The organism is Halomonas heilongjiangensis (assembly GCF_002879645.1).
Taxonomy (GTDB): Bacteria; Pseudomonadota; Gammaproteobacteria; order Pseudomonadales; family Halomonadaceae; genus Halomonas; species Halomonas heilongjiangensis.
The window spans coordinates 25721-44483 of record NZ_PNRE01000044.1 but is presented as its reverse complement, the minus strand read 5'-3'; the positions used below and the strand labels follow the sequence as shown (position 1 = coordinate 44483).

Genomic DNA, 18763 nt, shown 5'->3' with positions numbered 1-18763 from the left:
GTAATCCCCTGTCGACGCCACCGGCGCCGAACAACAACGACAGTACGGAGAATGGTCATGAACAGCCCATCGGCCCATGCCGATACCTTCGCCCGGGACCGCCTGCCACCCCCCGAGCAACAGCCCGATTTCCTGCTCGAGGGCTTCGACTACCCGGCACGGCTCAACGCCGCGGTGGAGCTCTGCGACCGCCTGGTCGAGCAGGGCCACGGCGAGCGCGTGGCCCTGGTCGGCAACGGCCGCAGCCGCACCTACCGGGAACTCGTCGAGTGGACCAATCGCCTCGCCCACGCCCTGGTCGAGGAGCTCGGCGTGCGCCCGGGCCACCGGGTGCTGATCCGCTCGGCCAACAACCCGGCGCTGGTGGCCTGCTGGCTCGCCGCCACCAAGGCCGGCGCCGTGGTGATCAATACCATGCCGATGCTGCGCGCCGGAGAGCTCGCCAGGATCGTCGACAAGGCCCAGGTGTCGCTCGCCCTGTGCGACAGCCGCCTGCTCGAGGAACTGGAGCCGTGTGCGGCGGACAGCGACGTCCTGAAGCGGGTGGTCGCCTTCGACGGCAGCGCCAACCACGACGCCGAACTCGACCGCCTGGCGCTGGACAAGTCGGCATCGTTCACGGCGGTGCCGACCGCCGCCGACGACGTGGCGCTGCTCGGCTTCACCTCCGGCACCACCGGCAAGCCTAAGGCCACCGTGCACTACCACCGCGACCTGCTGATCATCGCCGATGGCTATGCCCGCGAGGTACTGCGGGTCACGCCGGACGACGTCTTCGTCGGTTCACCGCCGCTGGCCTTCACCTTCGGCCTCGGCGGCCTGGCGATCTTCCCGCTGCGCTTCGGCGCCACCGCGGTGCTGCTCGAGCACGCCACCCCGCCCAACATGATGGCGATCATCCGCGAACACCGCGCCACCGTGGTGCTTACCGCCCCCACCGCCTACCGGGCCATGCTCTCCCACCTGGAGGAGGGCCCGCCGCTGGACAGCCTGCGGGTGGCGGTCTCGGCCGGCGAGACCCTGCCGCCGCCGATCTACCACGACTGGATCCGTTCTACCGGCACCCCGATCCTCGACGGCATCGGCGCCACCGAGATGCTGCACATCTTCATCTCCAACCGGCTCGACGACCACCGCCCCGGCTGCACCGGCCGGCCAGTCACCGGCTACCAGGCCAAGGTGGTCGACGAGGCGATGCGGGAACTTCCCCGTGGCGAGGTCGGCCGGCTCGCGGTGCGCGGCCCTACCGGTTGTCGCTATCTGGCCGATCCTCGCCAGCGGAACTACGTGCGTGACGGCTGGAACATCACCGGCGACGCCTTCACCCAGGACGACGAGGGGTACTTCCATTTCGCCGCCCGCAGCGACGACATGATCGTCTCCGCCGGTTACAACATCGCCGGTCCCGAGGTCGAGGCCGCCCTGCTGGCCCACGAGTCGGTTCAGGAGTGTGCGGTGATCGGGGCACCGAATGGGGAGCGTGGGCAGATCGTCGAGGCCTTCGTGGTACTGTCTCCCGGGGTCGAACCGGACGAGGATTGCGCGCATCGCTTGCAGGAGTTCGTCAAGCAGACCATTGCGCCCTACAAGTATCCTCGCTCGATCCGCTTCGTCGAGGCGCTGCCCAAGACCGCCACCGGCAAGATCCAGCGCTTCCGGCTGCGTCAGGAGCACTATCCCGACCCATGACGCGCCAACGCGGGTAGCCGACCACGCCGCAGGCGACGGGTCCACGGTGCAGATCAACCACAACAAGCAACGCTATGCAGAGAGGGTAACCCCATGAAGAACCTTGCCAGTTTCGGTCTCGGCCTGCTGATGACCTCCGCCATGGCGGCGGCCCAGGCCGACGATGTCAAGATCGGCATGATCACCACCCTGTCCGGCGGCGGCTCCCACCTGGGCGTCGACGTGCGCGATGGCTTCATGCTCGCCATCGAGCAGTCGGGGCGTGACGACATCGAGGTGCTGATCCAGGACGACGCCAACCGCCCGGACCTGGCCAAGAGCCTCTCCGACGAATTCATGCAGCGCGACAACGTCGATATCCTCACCGGCATCATCTGGTCCAACCTGGCCATGGCGGTGGTGCCCTCGGCGGTGCGCCAGGGGGTCTTCTACCTCTCGCCCAACGCCGGCCCCTCGGCACTCGCCGGTCGCCAGTGCCACGAAAACTACTTCAACGTCGCCTGGCAGAACGACAACCTGCACGAGGCCATGGGCGCCTACATGAAGGGAGAGGGCTTCGAGCGCCCGATCCTGCTCGCGCCGAACTACCCTGCCGGCACCGACGCCCTGGCCGGCTTCAAGCACCGCTATGAGGGCGAGGTGGTCGACGAGATCTATACCCAGATGGGCCAGACGGACTACGCCGCCGAGATCGCCCAGATCCGCGCCAGCGGTGCCGACAGCCTGTTCTTCTTCCTGCCCGGCGGGATGGGCATCTCCTTCATGAAGCAGTACGAGAGCTCGGGGGTCGAGCTGCCGCTCTTCGGTGCCGCCTTCTCCTTCGACGAGATCATCATCCAGGCCGTGGGCAGCGCCGCCCTGGGGACGATGAACACCTCCCAGTGGGCCTACGACCTCGACAACGATGCCAACCGCGCCTTCGTCGAGCGCTTCCGCGAGGCCTACGAGCGCACCCCGACGCTCTACGCCTCACAGGGCTACGACACCGCCAACCTGATCCTCAGCGCCCTCGACAAGGCCCACCCCAGCGACCAGGACGCCTTCCGCGAGGCGCTGCGCGAGGCCGATTTCGCGTCGGTGCGCGGCAAGTTCCGTTTCGGCGCCAACCAGCATCCGATCCAGGACATCCATGTCCGCGAGGTGGTCGCCGGCGACAACGGCCAGCCCACCAATCGCCTGGTCGGCCTGGCCATCGAGGACATCCAGGACGTCTACGCCGCCGACTGCCAGATGTAACGCCAGGCGTGCCGGGCCCCGCGGGGTCCGGCTATCCTCCATCTACTGACACGGGATGTGTGTCGTGACCCTTACCCTGTTTCTCGAGCAGCTCATCAACGGCCTGCAACTGGGTACCATGCTGTTCCTGATGGCCAGCGGCCTGACCCTGGTGTTCGGCGTGATGGGGCTGATCAACCTGGCCCACGGCTCCTTCTACATGGTCGGGGCCTACGTCACCGCCCTGGTCACCGTCTCCACCGGCTCCTTCCTGCTGGGCCTCACGGCCGGCGTGCTGGCGGCGGCCGGCGTCGGTGCCCTGGTCGAACTGATCGTGATCCGCCGCCTCTATCACCGCCCCCACCTCGACCAGGTATTGGCCACCTTCGCGCTGATCCTGATCTTTTCCGAGGGCACCCGCTGGCTGTTCGGCTCCTCGCCGCTGTGGCTCAGCCCACCGCAGATGCTGACCGGCTTCGTCACCCTGCCCGGCGGCGCCCGCTACCCGCTCTACCGCCTGGTGATCATCGCCGTGGGCATCCTGGTTGCCGTCGGGCTCTACCTGCTGATTTCACGCACTCGCCTGGGAATGCGCATCCGTGCCGGCGAGAGCGACCGCGAGATGATCGGCGCGCTGGGCGTCAACATCGCCCGACTCTATACCCTGATCTTCGCCATGGGCGCGGCGCTGGCCGGCCTGGCCGGGGCCATGGTCGGCGCGTTGCAGTCGGTCCAGGTGGGGATGGGCGAACCGGTGCTGATCCTCGCCTTCGTGGTGATCGTCATCGGCGGCATCGGCTCGATCAAGGGGGCGTTGTGCGGCGCCATCCTGGTCGGGGTGGTGGACACCATGGGACGGGTCTTCCTGCCGGCCTTCTTCCGCCAGTTCATGAGTCCGGCCGAGGCCGCCGGCGTGGGCTCCGCCCTGGCCGCCATGCTGGTCTACATCCTCATGGCCATCATTCTCGCGTTCAAGCCGAAGGGGTTGTTTGCCGCCCATGGATAAGCTCAAGAATGACTCCGCCCCGCCCGGCCTGCCGGCCATCCCGGCCACCTGGTTCGACCGCAAGGGCCTGGTACAGATCGGCCTGCTGGCGCTGCTGCTGCTGGCACCGCTGGCCGCCTACCTGCTGGGGCATGTCTACTACGTCAACCTCGGCTCGCGCATCACCTTGATCGCCATGGCCGCGGTGGGGCTGAACCTGGCGATCGGCTACGGCGGCATGGTGAGCTTCGGCCACGCCGCCTATTTCGGCCTGGGCGGCTACGTCGCCGGCATCAGCGCCTACCACGCCTTCGACTACAGCCCGTTCCTGAGCTGGCCGATCGCCATTCCCGGCAGCGACAGCATGCTGGTGATCTGGCTGGCGACCATCCTGCTGTGCGGCCTGCTGGCGCTGGCCATCGGCGCCATCTCGCTGCGCACGACGGGGGTCTATTTCATCATGATCACCCTCGCCTTCGCCCAGATGGTGTACTACTTCGCCAACTCCTGGCCCTCCTACGGCGGCGAGGACGGCCTGCCGATCTACCTGCGCAATACCCTGCCGCTGGTCGATACCGGCCGGCCGCTGACCTTCTTCCTGCTCTGTTTCGCGGGCCTGCTGCTGGCCATGGCGATCACCTCGCGCATGATGAAATCGCGCTTCGGCGCCGCCCTGACCATGGCGCGGCTCAACGACACGCGACTGGCCACCGCCGGCATCTCCCCCTACCCCGTGCGCCTGGTGGCCTTCGTCGTCTCGGCGATGATCACCGGGCTGGCCGGCGCGCTCTACGCCGACCTCAACGGCTTCGTCAGCCCCACCCTGCTCAGCTGGCACATGTCCGGGGAACTGATGGTGATCGTCATCCTCGGCGGTGTCGGGCGGCTCTACGGGCCACTGGCCGGGGCCCTCCTGTTCGTGATGATGGAGACCCTGCTCGGCGGGCTGACCGAGTACTGGAAGCTGTTCCTGGGCCTGGTGCTGCTGTTCGTGGTGCTGTTCGCCAAGCATGGATTGATGGGCTGGCTGGCCGGGAGGGAGCCTCATGTCTGAGACCGTGCTGTCGCTGAACGACCTGCACAAGCGTTTCGGTGCGCTGCAGGCCACCCGGGGCGTCTCCCTGGACCTGCAAGAGGGCGAGATCCATGCCTTGATCGGCCCCAACGGCGCCGGCAAGTCGACCCTGATCGGCCAGATCGCCGGCAGCCTGGCCCCCGACCAGGGTAGCGTGCACCTGGCCGGCCGCGAGATCACCCGGCTCAGCGTCGCCCAGCGCGCCCGACTGGGACTCGGCCGCAGCTTCCAGGTCTCGTCGCTCGCCGAACCCCTGTCGGTGATGCGCAACGTCATGATCGGCGTCCAGGCACTGCAGGGGCACAGCTTCCGCTTCTGGAAGCCCGTGTACCGCGACGAGAGCCTGCTGGCACCGGCCCGGGAAGCGCTGGAGCGCATGCAACTGCTGCATCGCGCCGACACCCCGGTCTCCGAGCTCTCCCATGGCGAGCGCCGCCAGGTCGAGGTGGCGTGCGCCCTGGCGCTCAAGCCTCGCGCGCTGCTGCTCGACGAGCCCATGGCGGGCCTGGGACCGGAAGGCACGGCCCGTCTCACCGAACTGCTGGAAGCCCTCAAGCTCGAGGTCCCGATCCTGTTGATCGAGCATGACATGGAGGCGGTGTTCCGGCTCGCCGACCGCATCTCGGTGCTGGTCGCGGGCAGCATCATCGCCCATGGCGACAGCGTCACGATCCGCCAGGACCCTCAAGTGCGCGAAGCCTACCTGGGAGACTGAGATGCTCACCGTCACCGACATCGAAACCTTCTACGGCCCCTCCCAGGCGCTGTTCGGCGTGAACCTCAGCGTGCAGGCCGGCGAGCTGGTGGCGCTGATGGGCCGCAACGGCATGGGCAAGACCACCACCATCCGCTCGATCTTCGGTCTTACCCCTGCCCGCCGCGGCAGCATCGAATTCGAGGCGAAGGATCTGCGCCGCCTGCCGGCCTATCGCATCGCCCAGGCCGGGCTGGGGCTGGTCCCCGAAGGGCGGCGCTGCTTTCCCAACCTCTCGGTACGGGAGAACCTGGTGGCGACCGCTCGGCCGGGCTACTGGAGCCTGGCGAGGGTGGAGCAGCTCTTCCCGCGCCTCGCCGAGCGACGCCACCAGATGGCGAACACCCTGTCGGGCGGCGAGCAGCAGATGCTGGCCATCGGCCGCGCGCTGATGACCAACCCGCGGCTGCTGGTGCTCGACGAGGCCACCGAGGGCCTCGCCCCGGTGATCCGTCAGGAGATATGGTCGGCCATCCGCCTGCTCAAGGAGCAGGGGCAGTCGACCCTGATCGTCGACAAGTCACTGAGCGAACTGATGCCGGTCGCCGACCGCTGCACCATCCTCGAGAAGGGCCGCACGGTCTGGGACGGCCACCCCGAGGCCCTCGACGACGATATCCGCGACCGTTACCTCGGCGTCTGAGGGAACCACGATGCCATTCACCACCCGACACAAGGTACGTTTCCAGCACTGCGACCCGGCGGGCATCGTCTTCTACCCGCGCTACTTCGAGATGATCAATGCCGTGGTGGAAGACTGGTTCGCCGAGGTCGTCGGGCACGACTTCAGCACGCTGCACGTCGCCTCGCGCACCGGTGTTCCCACCGCCAGCCTCGAGACCGACTTCCACGCCCCCAGCCGGCTGGGGGAAACGCTGACGTTCGAGCTGGCGGTACGTGCCGTCGGGCGTACCAGCCTGGCGCTGCGGATCGTCGCCCGCTGTGGCGATCAGCCGCGCCTGACCTGCGACTCCACGCTGGTCTTCGTCGACCTGGAGACCGGCCGTCCCCTGCCCTGGCCCGAAACCATGCGCCACCTCTTCGTCATCGACTGCCCACGAGGATGCCCAGATGAATGATGCCCCCGTACTCGAGCAGCTTCACCCCGCCCACTGGAAGGCCGCCGTCGGCTATGCCAACGGCATCGCCGCCGCCGGCCGCCTGATCTTCGTCGGCGGCCAGATCGGCTGGAACGGCGACCAGGTGTTCGAGAGCGACGACTTCGTGGCCCAGATCCACCAGGCGCTGGACAATATCGTGACGGTGCTCGGGGAAGCCGGAGCGGGTCCCGAGCATGTGGTGCGCCTGACCTGGTACGTCACCGACAAGCGGGAGTACCTCGCCCGGCTCAAGGAGGTCGGGGCCGCCTATCGCGAAGTCATGGGCAAGCACTTCCCGGCCATGACCATGGTCCAGGTCGCCGACCTGATCGAGGACCGGGCCAGGGTCGAGATCGAGGCCACGGCGGTGCTGCCCGACGCCTGACGCATCTCGCCCCGGCGCCGCCGGCACGAGTCGTGCCGGCCTCTGTCGCTGCAGGGCTAGCGATGAAAGTGCAGGGCTATCGATGAAAGGCGCGGATGGCGTCGACGAAACGCCCGCCCTGGCGATAGTGGTCGAGAATCGAGAAGTGGTTGTCGCCGGCCAGCAGCTCGCCGGAGACCTCGACGCCCTGGGCCGCCAGGTGCTCGGCGTGGGCGCGCATCTGCCGCTCGAACTCGCTCGACTCCTCGCCACCGGCCACCAGGCGCACCGTCGCCGACACCCGGCACGGCAGGAACAGCGGACTGTAGGCGGCGACGTCGCGGCCGGTGAGCTGCAGCTTGGGCTGCAGCCATGACCAGGGGAAGGGACGCAGGTCGTAGAGCCCGCTGATGGCCAACGCCCCACGGATCGGGTCATCGGGCAGGCCGTAGACCCCCTGCCAGTCGGTGGCCAGCAGCATGGCGCAGAGATGGCCGCCGGCCGAATGCCCCGACACGCTCAGTTGCTGCGGGTCGACGCCGTGGGACCCGCCATGGCGATGCCACCAGGCCACCGCGGCCTGGCTCTGGCGCACCACCTCGCCGAAGGGCACCGTGGGACAGAGCGCATAGTTGACCACCACCACCGTGATGCCGGCCTCGACCAGACCGTCGACGACGAAGCCGAACTCCTTGTGGCCGAGCGAGCGCCAGTAGCCGCCGTGGAAGAAGAGGTGGACCGGCGCCCGCTCGTCTCCGGCGTGGAAGACATCCATGCGCTCGGCCAGCGAGGGGCCGAAGGCGACATCCTCCGTCACCCGGAGGCGCTGGCGGGTGGCCCGGCTGCTGTCGCGCCAGCCGGCGACCAGGGCGGCCAGATCACGCCCCCGCGAGGGGTCGTACTCACGATCGATCTCTTCCTGGGTGGCGTAGTCGCGATAGAGCATGGGCTGTCCCCGTTGTTATTTTGGCGACGTTGTCATGGCGACGCTGTCATGGCGTCTCGACCGGCGCCTCCACCCGCGGCCGCTCCCGACAGGCGTTGAGCAGCACCCCCAGGGGCGCCAGCGCCAGGACCAGGAAGCCGATCAGGGTCCAGCCGGGCAGTGAGAGGCCGAGCAGCAGGAAGTCGACCTCGGCACACTCACCGGACCCCGAGAGCACCATGGAGACCACGTCGCGCAGCGGCAGGATATCCATCATGTAGTCGAGCCCGGGACCGCAGCTGGGCACCTCGTCGGCGGGCAGCGACTGCAGCCAGAGGTGGCGCCAGGCCACGGCGATGCCGCCGCTCACGGCGGCCAGCGAGAGCCCCCCGTACAAGGTGGCGCCGAGGCGACCGCGCGGATTGTGGATGGCGGCAACGGTGAACACCACCGCCGCGGCGAGCACCGCCACCCGCTGGAAGATGCACAGCGGGCAGGGCTCGAGCCCGCCGATGTGCTCGAGCCCCAGGGCGACGGCCATCATCAGGCCACAGAAGGCGAGCCCCGCCAGGCTCCACTGGCGCACGGAGAGATGCGAGAGGGCGTGTGTCACGAAGCTTCCTCGTTGCTGAGCCGGGACTCCCGGGCGCGGGTGAAATAGTGGGCCAGGAAGTCGTCGAAGCCCTCGGTGTCGGCGGCCTCGATGTCGCCCTGCTGCTGGTGAGAGGTCGCGACCAGCTGGTCGAACAGCGCCTCGCGGGCGGCATCCATGGGCTCCTCGCGCAGCCGTTCCCCCTGTTCCCGGGCGATCACCAGCATGGCATCGCTGAACTCCTCGCCGCGCTCGCGCAGGCGGTCGAGCAGCGCGCCGGACGGGGTGAGCGACGGGTCGTCGAGGCGCGGCCGCATGGCGCGCACGGCCTCTCCGTGGGGGCTGCCCTCCTCGAGCAGGTCGAGCAGGTCGGCGACCTGGCCGACCTCATCGAGGATCTCGCCCCCCCAATCGGCGATCGAGCGCTGCCGGCCATGGTGGGTCAGGCGCAGCTCGGGATCACGCCCACGCTCGACCACCAGGCGGCGGTTGTCGTCGAGGCGGTCGCACTCCTCGTCGGGTATCCAGGGGCTCTCGGAGAGCAGGCACCACATCAGGAAGGCGTCGAGAAAGCGGATCTGCTGCTCGTCGATGCCCAGGGTCAGCAGCGGATTGAGGTCGAGGCAGCGTACCTCGATGTACTCCACCCCTCGGGCTTCCAGGGCCTGGCTGGGGGTCTCGCCGTGGCGCGCCACCCGCTTGGGGCGGATGTCGCTGTAGTACTCGTTCTCGATCTGCAGGATGTTGGCGTTGAGCTGGCGCCACTCGCCCCCCTCGTGCACCCCCAGCGCCTGGTAGGCCGGCCAGGGGGTGGAGATGGCATGGCGCAGGGTGTTGACGTAGTTGGAGAGCGAGTTGAAACAGATCTTCAACTGGGCCTGGACCTTGTTCTGGTAGCCCAGGTCGGACATGCGCAGGCTGGTGGCATAGGGCGAGACCAGGGTCTCGTCACCGAGGGCCTCGAACCGGTCGGGCGCCTCGCCGCCGGCCAGGAAGCTGCGGTCCAGGGCCGGCGAGGCGCCGAACAGGTAGAGCAACAGCCAGCTGTGGCGACGGAAGTTGCGGATCAGCCCGAAGTAGCGTGCCGAACGGTAGTCGCTCAGCGGCGTATCGATGGCGCCGTCGAGTTCGCGCAACCGTTGCCAGAAGTCGTCGGGCAGCGAGACGTTGTAGTGCACCCCGGCGATGGCCTGCATGATCCGTCCATAGCGCACGTCGAGTCCGCGGCGGTAGACGTGCTTCATGGTGCCCACGTTGGAGGCGCCGTAGTCGGCGATGGTCACGCTGTCGTTGCCGTCGAGCCGTGCCGGCATGCTCGCCGGCCAGATCAGCTCACTGCCCAGGTGGCGATAGCTGAAGCGATGCAGGTCGGCGAGGAACGCCATGGCATCGGCCGGCCGACTGTAGACCGGCGTGATGTACTCCAGCAGCGCCTCGGAGTAGTCGGTGGTGATGTGCGGATGGGTGAGCTTGGACCCCAGCGCGGCCGGGTGCGGCGTGGACGCGATGCGCCCCGCCGGGTCGACGCGCAGCCCCTCCTTCTCGATGCCGCGGCGCAGGCGACCGATCAGCCCCCGTCGGGCGGGTTCCGTGAGACGCTCGATGAGGGTAGCGAGTGAGTCGGACAAGAGAGAACACCCCATGTCGTGGAAGCCGGCCGGAGGGGCACGCTTCACGGTTCGCAATCGTTGCGGGTGCCCGACGGCCTGCCGGGTGCCCATGAAACGTCAGATTATGGTGCCGCCAGGCGGCGATTCAAGGTTAGCCTGCTTCGGATTTTCAGCGCCCCTTCTTCGCCTTGAGCAGGGCGGCCCCCAGGGCGCCCATCTGACCACCCGGTTGTCCGGTCGGTTCCGCGGGCTGCCCCCCCTTGCGCGGCGCCGTGCCCTGGCCGTGGCGGCGGTCGTCGCCCCCACGGCGCGGCTTGCCGCCCCGGCCCTCGCTGCCCTCCCCGCCGGGCTGGTCGTCGAGGCGCATGGAGAGCCCGATGCGCGAACGTTCCAGATCCACGTTCATCACCTTGACCTTGACGATATCGCCGGCCTTGACCACCGAGCGGGGATCCTCGACGAACCTGTCCGACAGTGCCGAGATATGCACCAGGCCGTCCTGGTGCACCCCGATGTCGACGAAGGCGCCGAAGTGGGTGACGTTGGTGACGCTGCCTTCGAGGACCATCCCCGGCTCGAGGTCCTTGAGGGTCTCCACCCCCTCGCGGAACTCGGCGGCCTTGAACTCGGGTCGCGGATCGCGACCGGGCTTGTCGAGCTCGGCGAGGATGTCGCTGATGGTCGGCACGCCGAAGCGCTCGTCGGCGAAGTCGGCGGGCCTGACCGCCTTGAGGGTGGCGCTGTCGCCGATCAGGCTGGCGAGCTCCCGGCCGCTGCGCGCGGCGATGCGCTCCACCAGCGGATAGGCCTCGGGGTGCACGGCGCTGCCGTCGAGCGGGTTGGCGCCGTTCATGATGCGCAGGAAGCCCGCGCACTGCTCGAAGGTCCTGGGCCCCAGGCGGCTCACCTCGAGCAGCTGCTTGCGGCTGGTGAAGGCACCCTCGGCGTTGCGGCGGGCGACGATGTTCTCGGCCAGGGCCGGGTTGAGGCCGGCGACCCGCGAGAGCAGCGCGCTCGACGCCATGTTGAGGTCCACCCCTACGGCGTTGACGCAATCCTCGATCACCGCCTCGAGGCTCTTCGAGAGCTGCAGCTGAGAGACGTCGTGCTGGTACTGGCCGACGCCGATCGACTTGGGTTCGATCTTGACCAGCTCGGCCAGCGGGTCCTGCAGGCGCCGGGCGATGGAGACCGCCCCGCGGATGGTGACGTCAAGCTCCGGCAGCTCCCGGGAGGCGTATTCCGAGGCGGAGTAGACCGAGGCGCCGGCCTCGCTGACCATCACCTTGGCAAGCTGACGCCGGCCCCGCCCTTGAGACGAAGAGAAGGCCTTGACCAGGTCGCCGGCGAGGCGGTCGGTCTCGCGACTGGCGGTGCCGTTGCCGACGGCGATCAGCGCCACATCGTGCTTCTCGACCAGCCTGGCGAGCTCGGCAAGGGAGGCATCCCAGGCGTTACGGGGAGCATGGGGATAGATGGTCGCGTGCTCGAGGAACTGGCCGGTGGCGTCCACCACCGCCACCTTGCAGCCGGTACGCAGGCCGGGGTCGATGGCCAGCGTCGCCTTGGGCCCGGCCGGGGCGGCCAGCAGCAGGTCCTTGAGGTTGGCGGCGAAGACCTCGATGGCCTCCAGCTCGGCGCGCTCGCGCAGTCGGCCCAGCAGTTCGGTCTCCAGGTGCGTGTAGAGCTTGACCCGCCAGGTCCAGCGCACCACGTCACGCAGCCACTTGTCGGCGGGCCGGCCCTCGTCGCGGATGTCGAAGTGCCCGGCGATGGCCACCTGGGCCGGGTGGATCGGCGCCTCCTCCTCGCCCGGCAGGCGAATGGCCAGGGTCAGGACCCCTTCGTTGCGGCCGCGGAACATCGCCAGCGCCCGGTGCGACGGGGTCTTCGCCAGCTTCTCGTCGTGCTCGAAGTAGTCGGAGAACTTGGCGCCCTCGCGCTCCTTGCCGGCGATCAGGCGCGCACTGAGCTCCCCCTCGCTCCACAACCGCTCGCGCAGCCGGCCGACCAGTTCGGGGTCCTCGGCGAAGCGCTCCATGAGGATCTGCCTCGCCCCATCCAGGGCCGCCTTGGTGTCCTCGACGGCCGGAATATCGCCTTCCGCGGCGCGCAGGTAGTGCACCGCCGCGCGTTCCGGGTCGAGGGTCGGATCGGCCAGCAGCGCATCGGCCAGCGGCTCGAGGCCGGCCTCGCGGGCGATCTGTGCCTTGGTGCGGCGCTTCTTCTTGTACGGCAGGTAGAGGTCTTCGAGGCGCTGCTTGGTGTCGGCGGCCTGGATCAGCCCGGCGAGCTCGTCGGTGAGCTTGCCCTGCTCGTCGATGGCAGCGAGCACGGCGATCCGGCGCTCCTCCAGCTCGCGCAGGTAGCCGAGGCGCTCGTGAAGGTTGCGCAGCTGGGTGTCGTCGAGCCCGCCGGTGACCTCCTTGCGGTAGCGGGCGATGAAGGGCACGGTGGCCCCGCCGTCGAGCAGTTCCACCGTGGCCGTGACCTGCTGCGGACGAACGGAAAGCTCCTCGGCGAGGCGCGTGATGATGCGGTTGGTGGCGTCCATGTAACCCCTTCGCGAATGCACGAGAACGAATCGCGACAAGGTACCACAATCGCCACGGTGCCGCCGCAGCCTCCCTCAGCGCCGCCAGCCGATGTCGTCCCAGAACGGCCGGCGCGCTTCGCGCATGGCCTCCCGGCGGGTCAGGCCGATATCCCGCAGCAGGCTGTCGCTGAGCTCTCCCAGTTGGCGGCGTTCGTGGCGCAGCTGCATCTGGTGGTTCATGCGGCGTATCCAGCGCCACAGTAGCGAGGTGAATGGCCAGACTCCCTCGGCGCTGTCAGACGCAGCGCAGGATGACGAATCGTTGCAGGCAGGGGCTCTCATGGCTGACTTCCTCCGGATCATGTCGGGCGATGGAGAAAGTCTCGAGGAGCCACTAGAATCAATCCAACGAATACTTCTGATGACCAGCATCACCATACGTGATGGAAATCGACCATGCTCCAGACCATCGATCATGAACTGTTGCGCACCTTCGTCGCCATCGTCGACCACGGCGGCTTCACCCGTGCGGCCCAGGCGGTCAACCGCACCCAGTCGGCGGTCAGCATGCAGATCAAGCGGCTCGAGGAGGACGTGATCCAGCGCCCGCTGTTCGAGCGCCAGGGGCGCCAGATGCATCTGACCAGCGAGGGCACCACGCTGCTCGACTATGCCCGCCGCATCCTCGCCCTGCAGGGCGAAGCCCTGAACAAGCTGCGCAAGCCGGAGATGGTCGGGCGGGTGCGGATCGGCGTGCCCGACGATTTCGTCATGCGCTTCTTGCCCGGGATCCTCAAGTCCTTCTCCCAGACCTGGCCGCTGGTCGACGTCGAGGTGCAGTGCGCGCCCTCCTCGGAGCTGCTCGGCCGCCAGCAGGGCAGCCTCGACCTTAGCATCGTGACTCGCGAGGTGGGCCAGGAGATCGGCACCATCCTGCGCCGCGAGGAGACCGTCTGGGTGGTGGCGGAGAGTCATGCCGTCCATCGCCAGTCGCCGCTGCCGCTGGCACTGTTCGAGGAGCCCTGCTTCTGCCGCCGCCACGCCTGCAACGCCCTGACCCGCGCCGGACGGCAGTACCGCATCGCTTACTCGAGCCCCAGCCTCGCCACCCTGCAGGCGGTGGTCGGCGCCGGGCTTGCCGTCTCGGCGCTGATGAAGAGCCTGGTCACGCCGGGCATGCGCATCCTCGATGAGGAGGACGGTTTTCCCCCACTGCCCGACGGCTCGATCGTGCTGCTGCGCGCGCCAGAGGCGACGTCACCGGTGGTGGAGGGACTGGCGCAACATATCGTCGAGGGCTTCCGGCACTAGGCACTGCCTGAATGCCTAAGCGGGTACGAAGCGCAGTGCCAGGCCGTTGTTGCACCAGCGCAGCCCGGTGGGCTCGGGGCCATCTTCGAACACGTGGCCCTGGTGACCGCCGCAGCGGGCACAGTGGTACTCGGTGCGCGGCCAGATCAGGCCGAAATCGAGCTGACTCAGCAGGTGCCCCTCGACGTGCTCGAAGAAGCTCGGCCAGCCGGTGCCGGAGTCGTACTTCATGGCACTGGTGAACAGCAGCAGGTCGCAGCCGGCGCAGTGGTACTCGCCCTCGCCCCACTGCTTGTCCAGGGGACTGGAGAAGGCCGGCTCGGTGCCGTGGCCACGCAGGATCTCGTACTGCTCGTCGGTCAGGCGCTCGCGCCACTCGGCGTCACTGAGCTCGAGGCGCTCGAGCCCCTCCGCCGGTTCCAGCTCCAGGCGCGGGAAGCCGAAGGAGACGCCCGGCAACAGGCCCGCCGCGCCGGTGACGCCCAGCAGCCCCAGAAAATGCCGTCTTTTCATGATCACCCTCCGTCGATGGCTTGCCTCAGGCCCGCGCATCGAAGTGGGAGCACAACGAAACGGGGGAAGGGCCTCGGCCCTTCCCCCGTTCAGACCGCCGGCGTCACCGGCGGTTCGCTGCCGGGACCGCCTCAGGCCAGGCTCGGTCCGGCCTCGACGATGGCCTCGTTGACACCCTCGAACTTCTTGAAGTTGTCGACGAACTTGGTGGCCAGCGCGTTCAGCTGTCGGTCGTAGGCGGCGCGATCTTCCCAGGTCTCGCGCGGGTCGAGCAGGCGGGAGTCGACGCCCGGCACGGCGACCGGCACCTCGAGGTTCAGGCCGTCGATGTGCCTGGTCTCGACGTCACGCAGCACGCCGGACTGGATGGCGCCGATGATGGCGCGGGTGGTCGGGATCGAGAAGCGCGAGCCGCCCTCGCCGTAGGCGCCGCCGGTCCAGCCGGTGTTGACCAGGTAGACCTGGGCGTCCTTGGCCGCCACGCGCTTGATCAGCAGATCGGCGTACTCGCGCGCCGGGCGCGGGAAGAAGGGGGCACCGAAGCAGGTGGAGAAGGTCGCCTCGAGACCGGCGGAGGAGCCCATCTCGGTGGAGCCGACCTTGGCCGTGTAGCCGGACAGGAAGTGATAGGCCGCGGCCTCCTTGGAGAGCACCGAGACCGGCGGCAGCACGCCGCTCATGTCGCAGGTCAGGAAGACGATGGCATTGGGTTCGCCGGCGCGGTTCTCGGCCACGCGCTTCTCGACGTGCTCCAGCGGGTAGGCGGCGCGGGAGTTCTGGGTCAGGCTGTCGTCGGCATAGTCGGGCACGCGGCGATCGTCGAGGACCACGTTCTCGAGCACGGTGCCGAAGCGGATGGCATCCCAGATGATCGGCTCGTTCTTCTCGGAGAGGTCGATGCACTTGGCGTAGCAGCCGCCCTCGATGTTGAACACGGTGCCCTCGCCCCAGCCGTGCTCGTCGTCACCGATCAGGAAACGCGCCGGGTCGGCGGAGAGGGTGGTCTTGCCGGTGCCCGAGAGGCCGAAGAACAGCGTGGTCTCGCCATCCTCGCCGACGTTGGCGGAGCAGTGCATGGGCAGCACGTCGGCGGCCGGCAGCAGGAAGTTCTGCACCGAGAACATCGCCTTCTTCATCTCGCCGGCGTAGCGCATGCCGGCGATCAGCACCTTCTTCTGGGCGAAGTTGAGGATCACGCAGCCGTCGGAGTTGGTGCCGTCACGGGCCGGGTCGCACTCGAAGAAGGGAGCGTTGAGGATGGTCCACTCCTCCTTGGCGGCGGGGTTGAACGCCTCGGGGCGCACGAACATGGTGCGACCGAAGAGGTTGTGCCAGGCCGTCTCGGTGGTCACCCGCACCGGCAGGTAGTGAGCCGGATCGCTGCCCACGTGCAGCTCGGAAACGAAACGCTCGCCGCCGCTCAGGTACGCCTCGACGCGCGCCCAGAGGGCATCGAACTTGCCGCTGTCGAAGCGCTGGTTGACGCTGCCCCAGTCGATCTGCGCACTGGTGGACGGCTCGTCGACGATGAAGCGGTCCTTGGGCGAGCGGCCGGTACGCACACCGGTGTTCACCACCAGGGCACCGTTGGCAGCCAGGCGGCCTTCGCCACGGGCCACGGCACACTCGATCAGCTCGGCGCTGCTGAGGTTGACGTAGGCCTGGGCGGTGGCGGCTTGCTGCGCATTGGCAGCCTGGGAAGCGGCTTGGGTCGTGGTCATGTCGATTCCTGGGCCTTGCGGCCGATTCTCTCTCGTTTTCCGGGCGTCGATGACGCAGCGGGCGTCGTGCCAGCGATCGCCCGGTGCGGGTATTCCCGTCTCGTTGGTGAGGCGATCGTGCCGATGAAAAGCGGCGCCATTATGGCAAAAAGATGGCCGGTGGGAAACGCTGCTGTTGGCCGAATTTCATGTAGTTTTTCTACTACATCAGGGCCGTTCGCCACAAAGTCGATTGTGCCATGCAGCATCGCCCTCCGATCTCGCCGACGCGGTTTCAGTGCAGGGTAGGCGGCGGGGCATCCGGCGAGGCGAGCAGCGCCTCGATCTCGGCGGCCGGGAAATGGTAGCGGGTATGGCAGAAGTGGCACTGGGTGTCGATGCTGCCGTGCTCGGCCAGCACCCCGCGCAGCTCGGCCTCGCCCAGGGTCAGCAGGGAGTCGCCGATGCGCTCGCGAGAGCAGGTGCAGCCGAAGTGCAGCGCCTTGGGGTCGAAGACCCGCACGGTCTCCTCATGGTAGAGCCGGTAGAGCACCTCGAGTGGCTCGAGCCCCAGCAGCTCTTCGCCTTTCAGGGTCGCGGCGAGCTGCAGGGTGCGCTCCCAGGCATCGGCGTCCTGGTTCATCGACTCATCGGGCAGGCGCTGCAGCAGCAGGCCGCCGGCCCGGGCGCCGTCGGCCGCCAGCCACAGCCGGGTCGGCAACTGCTCCGACTGGGTGAAGTAGGCGGCGAGGCACTCCGCCAGGCTCTCCTGGTCGAGCGCCACGATGCCCTGGTAGCGGTGCCCTTCCTTCGGATCCAGGGTGATCATGATCTGGCCCTGGCCGAGCAGTTCGCGAAAACCGACATCATCGCCGGGGGGCGGCGCCCCGTCGGCCAGGCGGGCGATGGCACGCAGCTCCCCGCCGGGGTTGGACTCGGCCATCAGCAGCGCGAGCGCGCCCTGGCCGCGCACCTCGATGCTCAGGGTGCCGTCGAGCTTGACGGTATCGGTGAGCAGGGCCACCGCGCACAGCAGCTCGCCGAGCAGGCGATCGACCACCGGAGGATAGTCGTGGCGCTCGAGCACCTCGGCGTAGGCCCGCTCGAGGGTGACGATCTCGCCACGCACGTTGGTCTTGTCGAAGAGGAAACGCTGGATCTGATCATTCATGACGCTGGGTGCCTGGATGGTGGGAACGATGGTAGAAAGAAGAGGGAAGAGGGAAGAATGTCCCCGCATCGCTTATCCCTTCATTCTTCGTCCTGCTGTCGCTGGAAGCGGTGGATCTCGCGGCGCTGCTTCTTGTCGGGGCGCCTGGGGGGATGCTGCATCGCCTGGTTGGTCAGCCGGCGGGCCTCGGCTTCGCGCTCGCGCCGCGCGACGCTTTCCGCGGTCTCGCGGTAGAGCTCACGGGCCTCGGGCGCGCCGCGGCGCTGGTCGGAGAGCGCCAGCACCTCGACCTCCATCAGGTCCCAGCCCTGGGGCACGCGGATCAGGGCGCCGAGTTCGACGCTCTTGCTGGTCTTCGCGCGGGTGCCGTTGTAGTGCACCTTGCCACCTTCGATGGCCTTCTTGGCGAGCGCCCGGGTCTTGAAGAAACGCGCCGCCCACAGCCACTTGTCGAGCCGTACGCTATCCATGGCCGCTCTCCCCTTCTGCCGTCGGCGGGAGGTTGCCGGGCAGGATGGCGGCGAAGCGCGCCAGGGCGATGAACTCCTCGAGCTCCTTCTCGGGGCGGGTACTGTCGGGCTGCTTGATGCCCAGCAGATGGCGGATGCCGTACTCGCGGGCGCTCTCCAGCACCGAGGGATTGTCGTCGATGAACAGGGTACGCTCGGGATCGAAGGGCTCGACCTCCTGCAGCGCGAACCAGAACTCCTGAGCCTCCTTGGGCACGCCGAGGTCCGCCGAGGAGACGATGGCATCGAGATAGGCCTCCAACCCGGTGAGCGGCAGCTTGAGCTCGAGGCTCTCGCGGTCGGCATTGGTGGCCAGCACCACCCGGGGGTGGGCCTGCCTGAGCCACTGGAGGAAATCCAGGGCATCGCCCCGCAGGCCGATCAGGTGCTGTATCTCGCGCTTGAGCGCAACGATGTCGACGTCCAGCTCGCGGCTCCAGTAGGCCAGGCTGTACCAGTTCAGGGTGCCCCTCTCGCGGAGGATCCGCGAGCGCACTTCCTCCTGGGTGGCCTCATCCAGCCGGTGCAGCTCCACATAGCGCCGCGGCAGGTGTTCCAGCCAGAAGTGGCTGTCGAAGTGCAGGTCGAGCAGGGTGCCGTCCATGTCCAGCAGGACGGTATCGATGGCGCGCCAGTCGATCATCGCGGCTCCGGATGGCGTCGGTGGTGGCGGAAGGCGTGATATTGTACCCAATCGATGCCGACGGCGCATTC

Annotated in this window: 20 protein-coding genes; 9 read left to right on the top strand and 11 right to left on the bottom strand. The window is 68.2% G+C overall.

Features of this window, described 5'->3' with window-relative positions:
• The first annotated feature begins 57 nt into the window (after nucleotides 1-57).
• The 8 genes from C1H66_RS10050 (at nucleotide 58) to C1H66_RS10015 (ending at nucleotide 7203) form a co-directional block, all read left to right on the top strand.
• Nucleotides 58-1689: a benzoate-CoA ligase family protein gene (locus C1H66_RS10050; RefSeq protein WP_102627754.1), complete on the top strand. Its 1632-nt coding sequence runs from the start codon at nucleotides 58-60 to the stop codon at nucleotides 1687-1689.
• 93 nt (nucleotides 1690-1782) lie between these two features.
• Nucleotides 1783-2925: an ABC transporter substrate-binding protein gene (locus tag C1H66_RS10045; protein ID WP_102627753.1), complete on the top strand. Its 1143-nt coding sequence runs from the start codon at nucleotides 1783-1785 to the stop codon at nucleotides 2923-2925.
• Nucleotides 2926-2989: 64 nt separating this feature from the next.
• Nucleotides 2990-3910 (top strand): branched-chain amino acid ABC transporter permease, encoded by a 921-nt coding sequence (locus C1H66_RS10040; RefSeq protein ID WP_102627752.1) that lies wholly within the window; start codon nucleotides 2990-2992, stop codon nucleotides 3908-3910.
• Complete coding sequence (locus C1H66_RS10035) at nucleotides 3903-4943, top strand: branched-chain amino acid ABC transporter permease (protein WP_102627751.1); 1041 nt, start codon at nucleotides 3903-3905, stop codon at nucleotides 4941-4943. The genes C1H66_RS10040 and C1H66_RS10035 overlap by 8 nt, the downstream gene beginning before the upstream one ends.
• Nucleotides 4936-5679 (top strand): ABC transporter ATP-binding protein, encoded by a 744-nt coding sequence (locus tag C1H66_RS10030; protein WP_102627750.1) that lies wholly within the window; start codon nucleotides 4936-4938, stop codon nucleotides 5677-5679. The genes C1H66_RS10035 and C1H66_RS10030 overlap by 8 nt, the downstream gene beginning before the upstream one ends.
• A gap of 1 nt (nucleotide 5680) precedes the next feature.
• Nucleotides 5681-6361: an ABC transporter ATP-binding protein gene (locus tag C1H66_RS10025; RefSeq protein WP_102627749.1), complete on the top strand. Its 681-nt coding sequence runs from the start codon at nucleotides 5681-5683 to the stop codon at nucleotides 6359-6361.
• Nucleotides 6362-6371: 10 nt separating this feature from the next.
• A complete protein-coding gene (locus C1H66_RS10020; protein WP_102627748.1) occupies nucleotides 6372-6797 on the top strand; it encodes an acyl-CoA thioesterase in 426 nt (141 codons plus the stop codon).
• On the top strand, nucleotides 6790-7203 hold the full coding sequence (locus tag C1H66_RS10015; protein ID WP_102627747.1) for a RidA family protein: 414 nt from the start codon (nucleotides 6790-6792) through the stop codon (nucleotides 7201-7203). Before C1H66_RS10020 ends, C1H66_RS10015 begins: the two co-directional genes overlap by 8 nt.
• Before the next feature lie 76 nt (nucleotides 7204-7279).
• Here C1H66_RS10015 and C1H66_RS10010 read toward each other — a convergent pair whose 3' ends face one another.
• From C1H66_RS10010 to C1H66_RS23415, 5 genes are all read right to left on the bottom strand, one after another.
• Nucleotides 7280-8128, bottom strand: a complete 849-nt coding sequence (locus C1H66_RS10010; RefSeq protein WP_102627746.1) for an alpha/beta hydrolase — start codon at nucleotides 8126-8128, stop codon at nucleotides 7280-7282.
• A gap of 46 nt (nucleotides 8129-8174) precedes the next feature.
• Nucleotides 8175-8720, bottom strand: a complete 546-nt coding sequence (locus tag C1H66_RS10005) for a disulfide bond formation protein B (RefSeq protein ID WP_102627745.1) — start codon at nucleotides 8718-8720, stop codon at nucleotides 8175-8177.
• Complete coding sequence (gene gshA, locus C1H66_RS10000; protein ID WP_102627784.1) at nucleotides 8717-10342, bottom strand: glutamate--cysteine ligase; 1626 nt, start codon at nucleotides 10340-10342, stop codon at nucleotides 8717-8719. The genes C1H66_RS10005 and gshA overlap by 4 nt, the downstream gene beginning before the upstream one ends.
• Nucleotides 10343-10478: 136 nt before the next feature.
• The gene (locus C1H66_RS09995) at nucleotides 10479-12863 is read right to left on the bottom strand and encodes a Tex family protein (RefSeq protein WP_102627744.1); all 2385 of its coding nucleotides are present in this window, start codon (nucleotides 12861-12863) and stop codon (nucleotides 10479-10481) included.
• Between the two features lie 75 nt (nucleotides 12864-12938).
• Nucleotides 12939-13187: a YjiS-like domain-containing protein gene (locus tag C1H66_RS23415; RefSeq protein ID WP_102627743.1), complete on the bottom strand. Its 249-nt coding sequence runs from the start codon at nucleotides 13185-13187 to the stop codon at nucleotides 12939-12941.
• A 114-nt stretch (nucleotides 13188-13301) separates the two neighbouring features.
• On the opposite strand from C1H66_RS23415, the gene C1H66_RS09985 reads away from it, so the two are divergent.
• On the top strand, nucleotides 13302-14156 hold the full coding sequence (locus C1H66_RS09985; protein ID WP_102627742.1) for a LysR substrate-binding domain-containing protein: 855 nt from the start codon (nucleotides 13302-13304) through the stop codon (nucleotides 14154-14156).
• Nucleotides 14157-14171: 15 nt separating this feature from the next.
• Here C1H66_RS09985 and msrB read toward each other — a convergent pair whose 3' ends face one another.
• From msrB to yrfG, 6 genes are all read right to left on the bottom strand, one after another.
• Entirely contained in the window at nucleotides 14172-14669 is a 498-nt protein-coding gene (gene msrB, locus C1H66_RS09980; RefSeq protein WP_102627741.1) for a peptide-methionine (R)-S-oxide reductase MsrB, read from the bottom strand.
• A 131-nt stretch (nucleotides 14670-14800) separates the two neighbouring features.
• Nucleotides 14801-16390 carry a phosphoenolpyruvate carboxykinase gene (locus C1H66_RS09975; RefSeq protein WP_102627740.1) on the bottom strand — a complete coding sequence of 530 codons (1590 nt, stop codon included), beginning with the start codon at nucleotides 16388-16390 and terminating at the stop codon, nucleotides 14801-14803.
• Nucleotides 16387-16638, bottom strand: a complete 252-nt coding sequence (locus C1H66_RS22590; RefSeq protein ID WP_146010707.1) for a hypothetical protein — start codon at nucleotides 16636-16638, stop codon at nucleotides 16387-16389. The genes C1H66_RS09975 and C1H66_RS22590 overlap by 4 nt, the downstream gene beginning before the upstream one ends.
• A gap of 26 nt (nucleotides 16639-16664) precedes the next feature.
• Nucleotides 16665-17540: an Hsp33 family molecular chaperone HslO gene (gene hslO, locus C1H66_RS09970; RefSeq protein ID WP_102627739.1), complete on the bottom strand. Its 876-nt coding sequence runs from the start codon at nucleotides 17538-17540 to the stop codon at nucleotides 16665-16667.
• A gap of 80 nt (nucleotides 17541-17620) precedes the next feature.
• Entirely contained in the window at nucleotides 17621-18010 is a 390-nt protein-coding gene (gene hslR, locus C1H66_RS09965; protein ID WP_102627738.1) for a ribosome-associated heat shock protein Hsp15, read from the bottom strand.
• A complete protein-coding gene (gene yrfG / locus C1H66_RS09960) occupies nucleotides 18003-18692 on the bottom strand; it encodes a GMP/IMP nucleotidase (protein WP_102627737.1) in 690 nt (229 codons plus the stop codon). Before yrfG ends, hslR begins: the two co-directional genes overlap by 8 nt.
• Nucleotides 18693-18763: the final 71 nt, after the last annotated feature.

Excerpts from the sequence above, each read along its gene's own strand:
- C1H66_RS10050 (WP_102627754.1), top strand. The coding sequence starts at position 58 with ATGAACAGCCCATCGGCCCATGCCGATACCTTCGCCCGGGACCGCCTG.
- C1H66_RS10045 (WP_102627753.1), top strand. The coding sequence starts at position 1,783 with ATGAAGAACCTTGCCAGTTTCGGTCTCGGCCTGCTGATGACCTCCGCC.
- C1H66_RS10035 (WP_102627751.1), top strand. The coding sequence starts at position 3,903 with ATGGATAAGCTCAAGAATGACTCCGCCCCGCCCGGCCTGCCGGCCATC.
- C1H66_RS10030 (WP_102627750.1), top strand. The coding sequence starts at position 4,936 with ATGTCTGAGACCGTGCTGTCGCTGAACGACCTGCACAAGCGTTTCGGT.
- C1H66_RS10025 (WP_102627749.1), top strand. The coding sequence starts at position 5,681 with ATGCTCACCGTCACCGACATCGAAACCTTCTACGGCCCCTCCCAGGCG.
- C1H66_RS10020 (WP_102627748.1), top strand. The coding sequence starts at position 6,372 with ATGCCATTCACCACCCGACACAAGGTACGTTTCCAGCACTGCGACCCG.
- C1H66_RS10015 (WP_102627747.1), top strand. The coding sequence starts at position 6,790 with ATGAATGATGCCCCCGTACTCGAGCAGCTTCACCCCGCCCACTGGAAG.
- C1H66_RS10010 (WP_102627746.1), bottom strand. The coding sequence starts at position 8,128 with ATGCTCTATCGCGACTACGCCACCCAGGAAGAGATCGATCGTGAGTAC.
- gshA (WP_102627784.1), bottom strand. The coding sequence starts at position 10,342 with ATGGGGTGTTCTCTCTTGTCCGACTCACTCGCTACCCTCATCGAGCGT.
- C1H66_RS09995 (WP_102627744.1), bottom strand. The coding sequence starts at position 12,863 with ATGGACGCCACCAACCGCATCATCACGCGCCTCGCCGAGGAGCTTTCC.
- C1H66_RS23415 (WP_102627743.1), bottom strand. The coding sequence starts at position 13,187 with ATGAGAGCCCCTGCCTGCAACGATTCGTCATCCTGCGCTGCGTCTGAC.
- C1H66_RS09985 (WP_102627742.1), top strand. The coding sequence starts at position 13,302 with ATGCTCCAGACCATCGATCATGAACTGTTGCGCACCTTCGTCGCCATC.
- msrB (WP_102627741.1), bottom strand. The coding sequence starts at position 14,669 with ATGAAAAGACGGCATTTTCTGGGGCTGCTGGGCGTCACCGGCGCGGCG.
- C1H66_RS09975 (WP_102627740.1), bottom strand. The coding sequence starts at position 16,390 with ATGACCACGACCCAAGCCGCTTCCCAGGCTGCCAATGCGCAGCAAGCC.
- C1H66_RS22590 (WP_146010707.1), bottom strand. The coding sequence starts at position 16,638 with ATGCTGCATGGCACAATCGACTTTGTGGCGAACGGCCCTGATGTAGTA.
- hslO (WP_102627739.1), bottom strand. The coding sequence starts at position 17,540 with ATGAATGATCAGATCCAGCGTTTCCTCTTCGACAAGACCAACGTGCGT.
- hslR (WP_102627738.1), bottom strand. The coding sequence starts at position 18,010 with ATGGATAGCGTACGGCTCGACAAGTGGCTGTGGGCGGCGCGTTTCTTC.
- yrfG (WP_102627737.1), bottom strand. The coding sequence starts at position 18,692 with ATGATCGACTGGCGCGCCATCGATACCGTCCTGCTGGACATGGACGGC.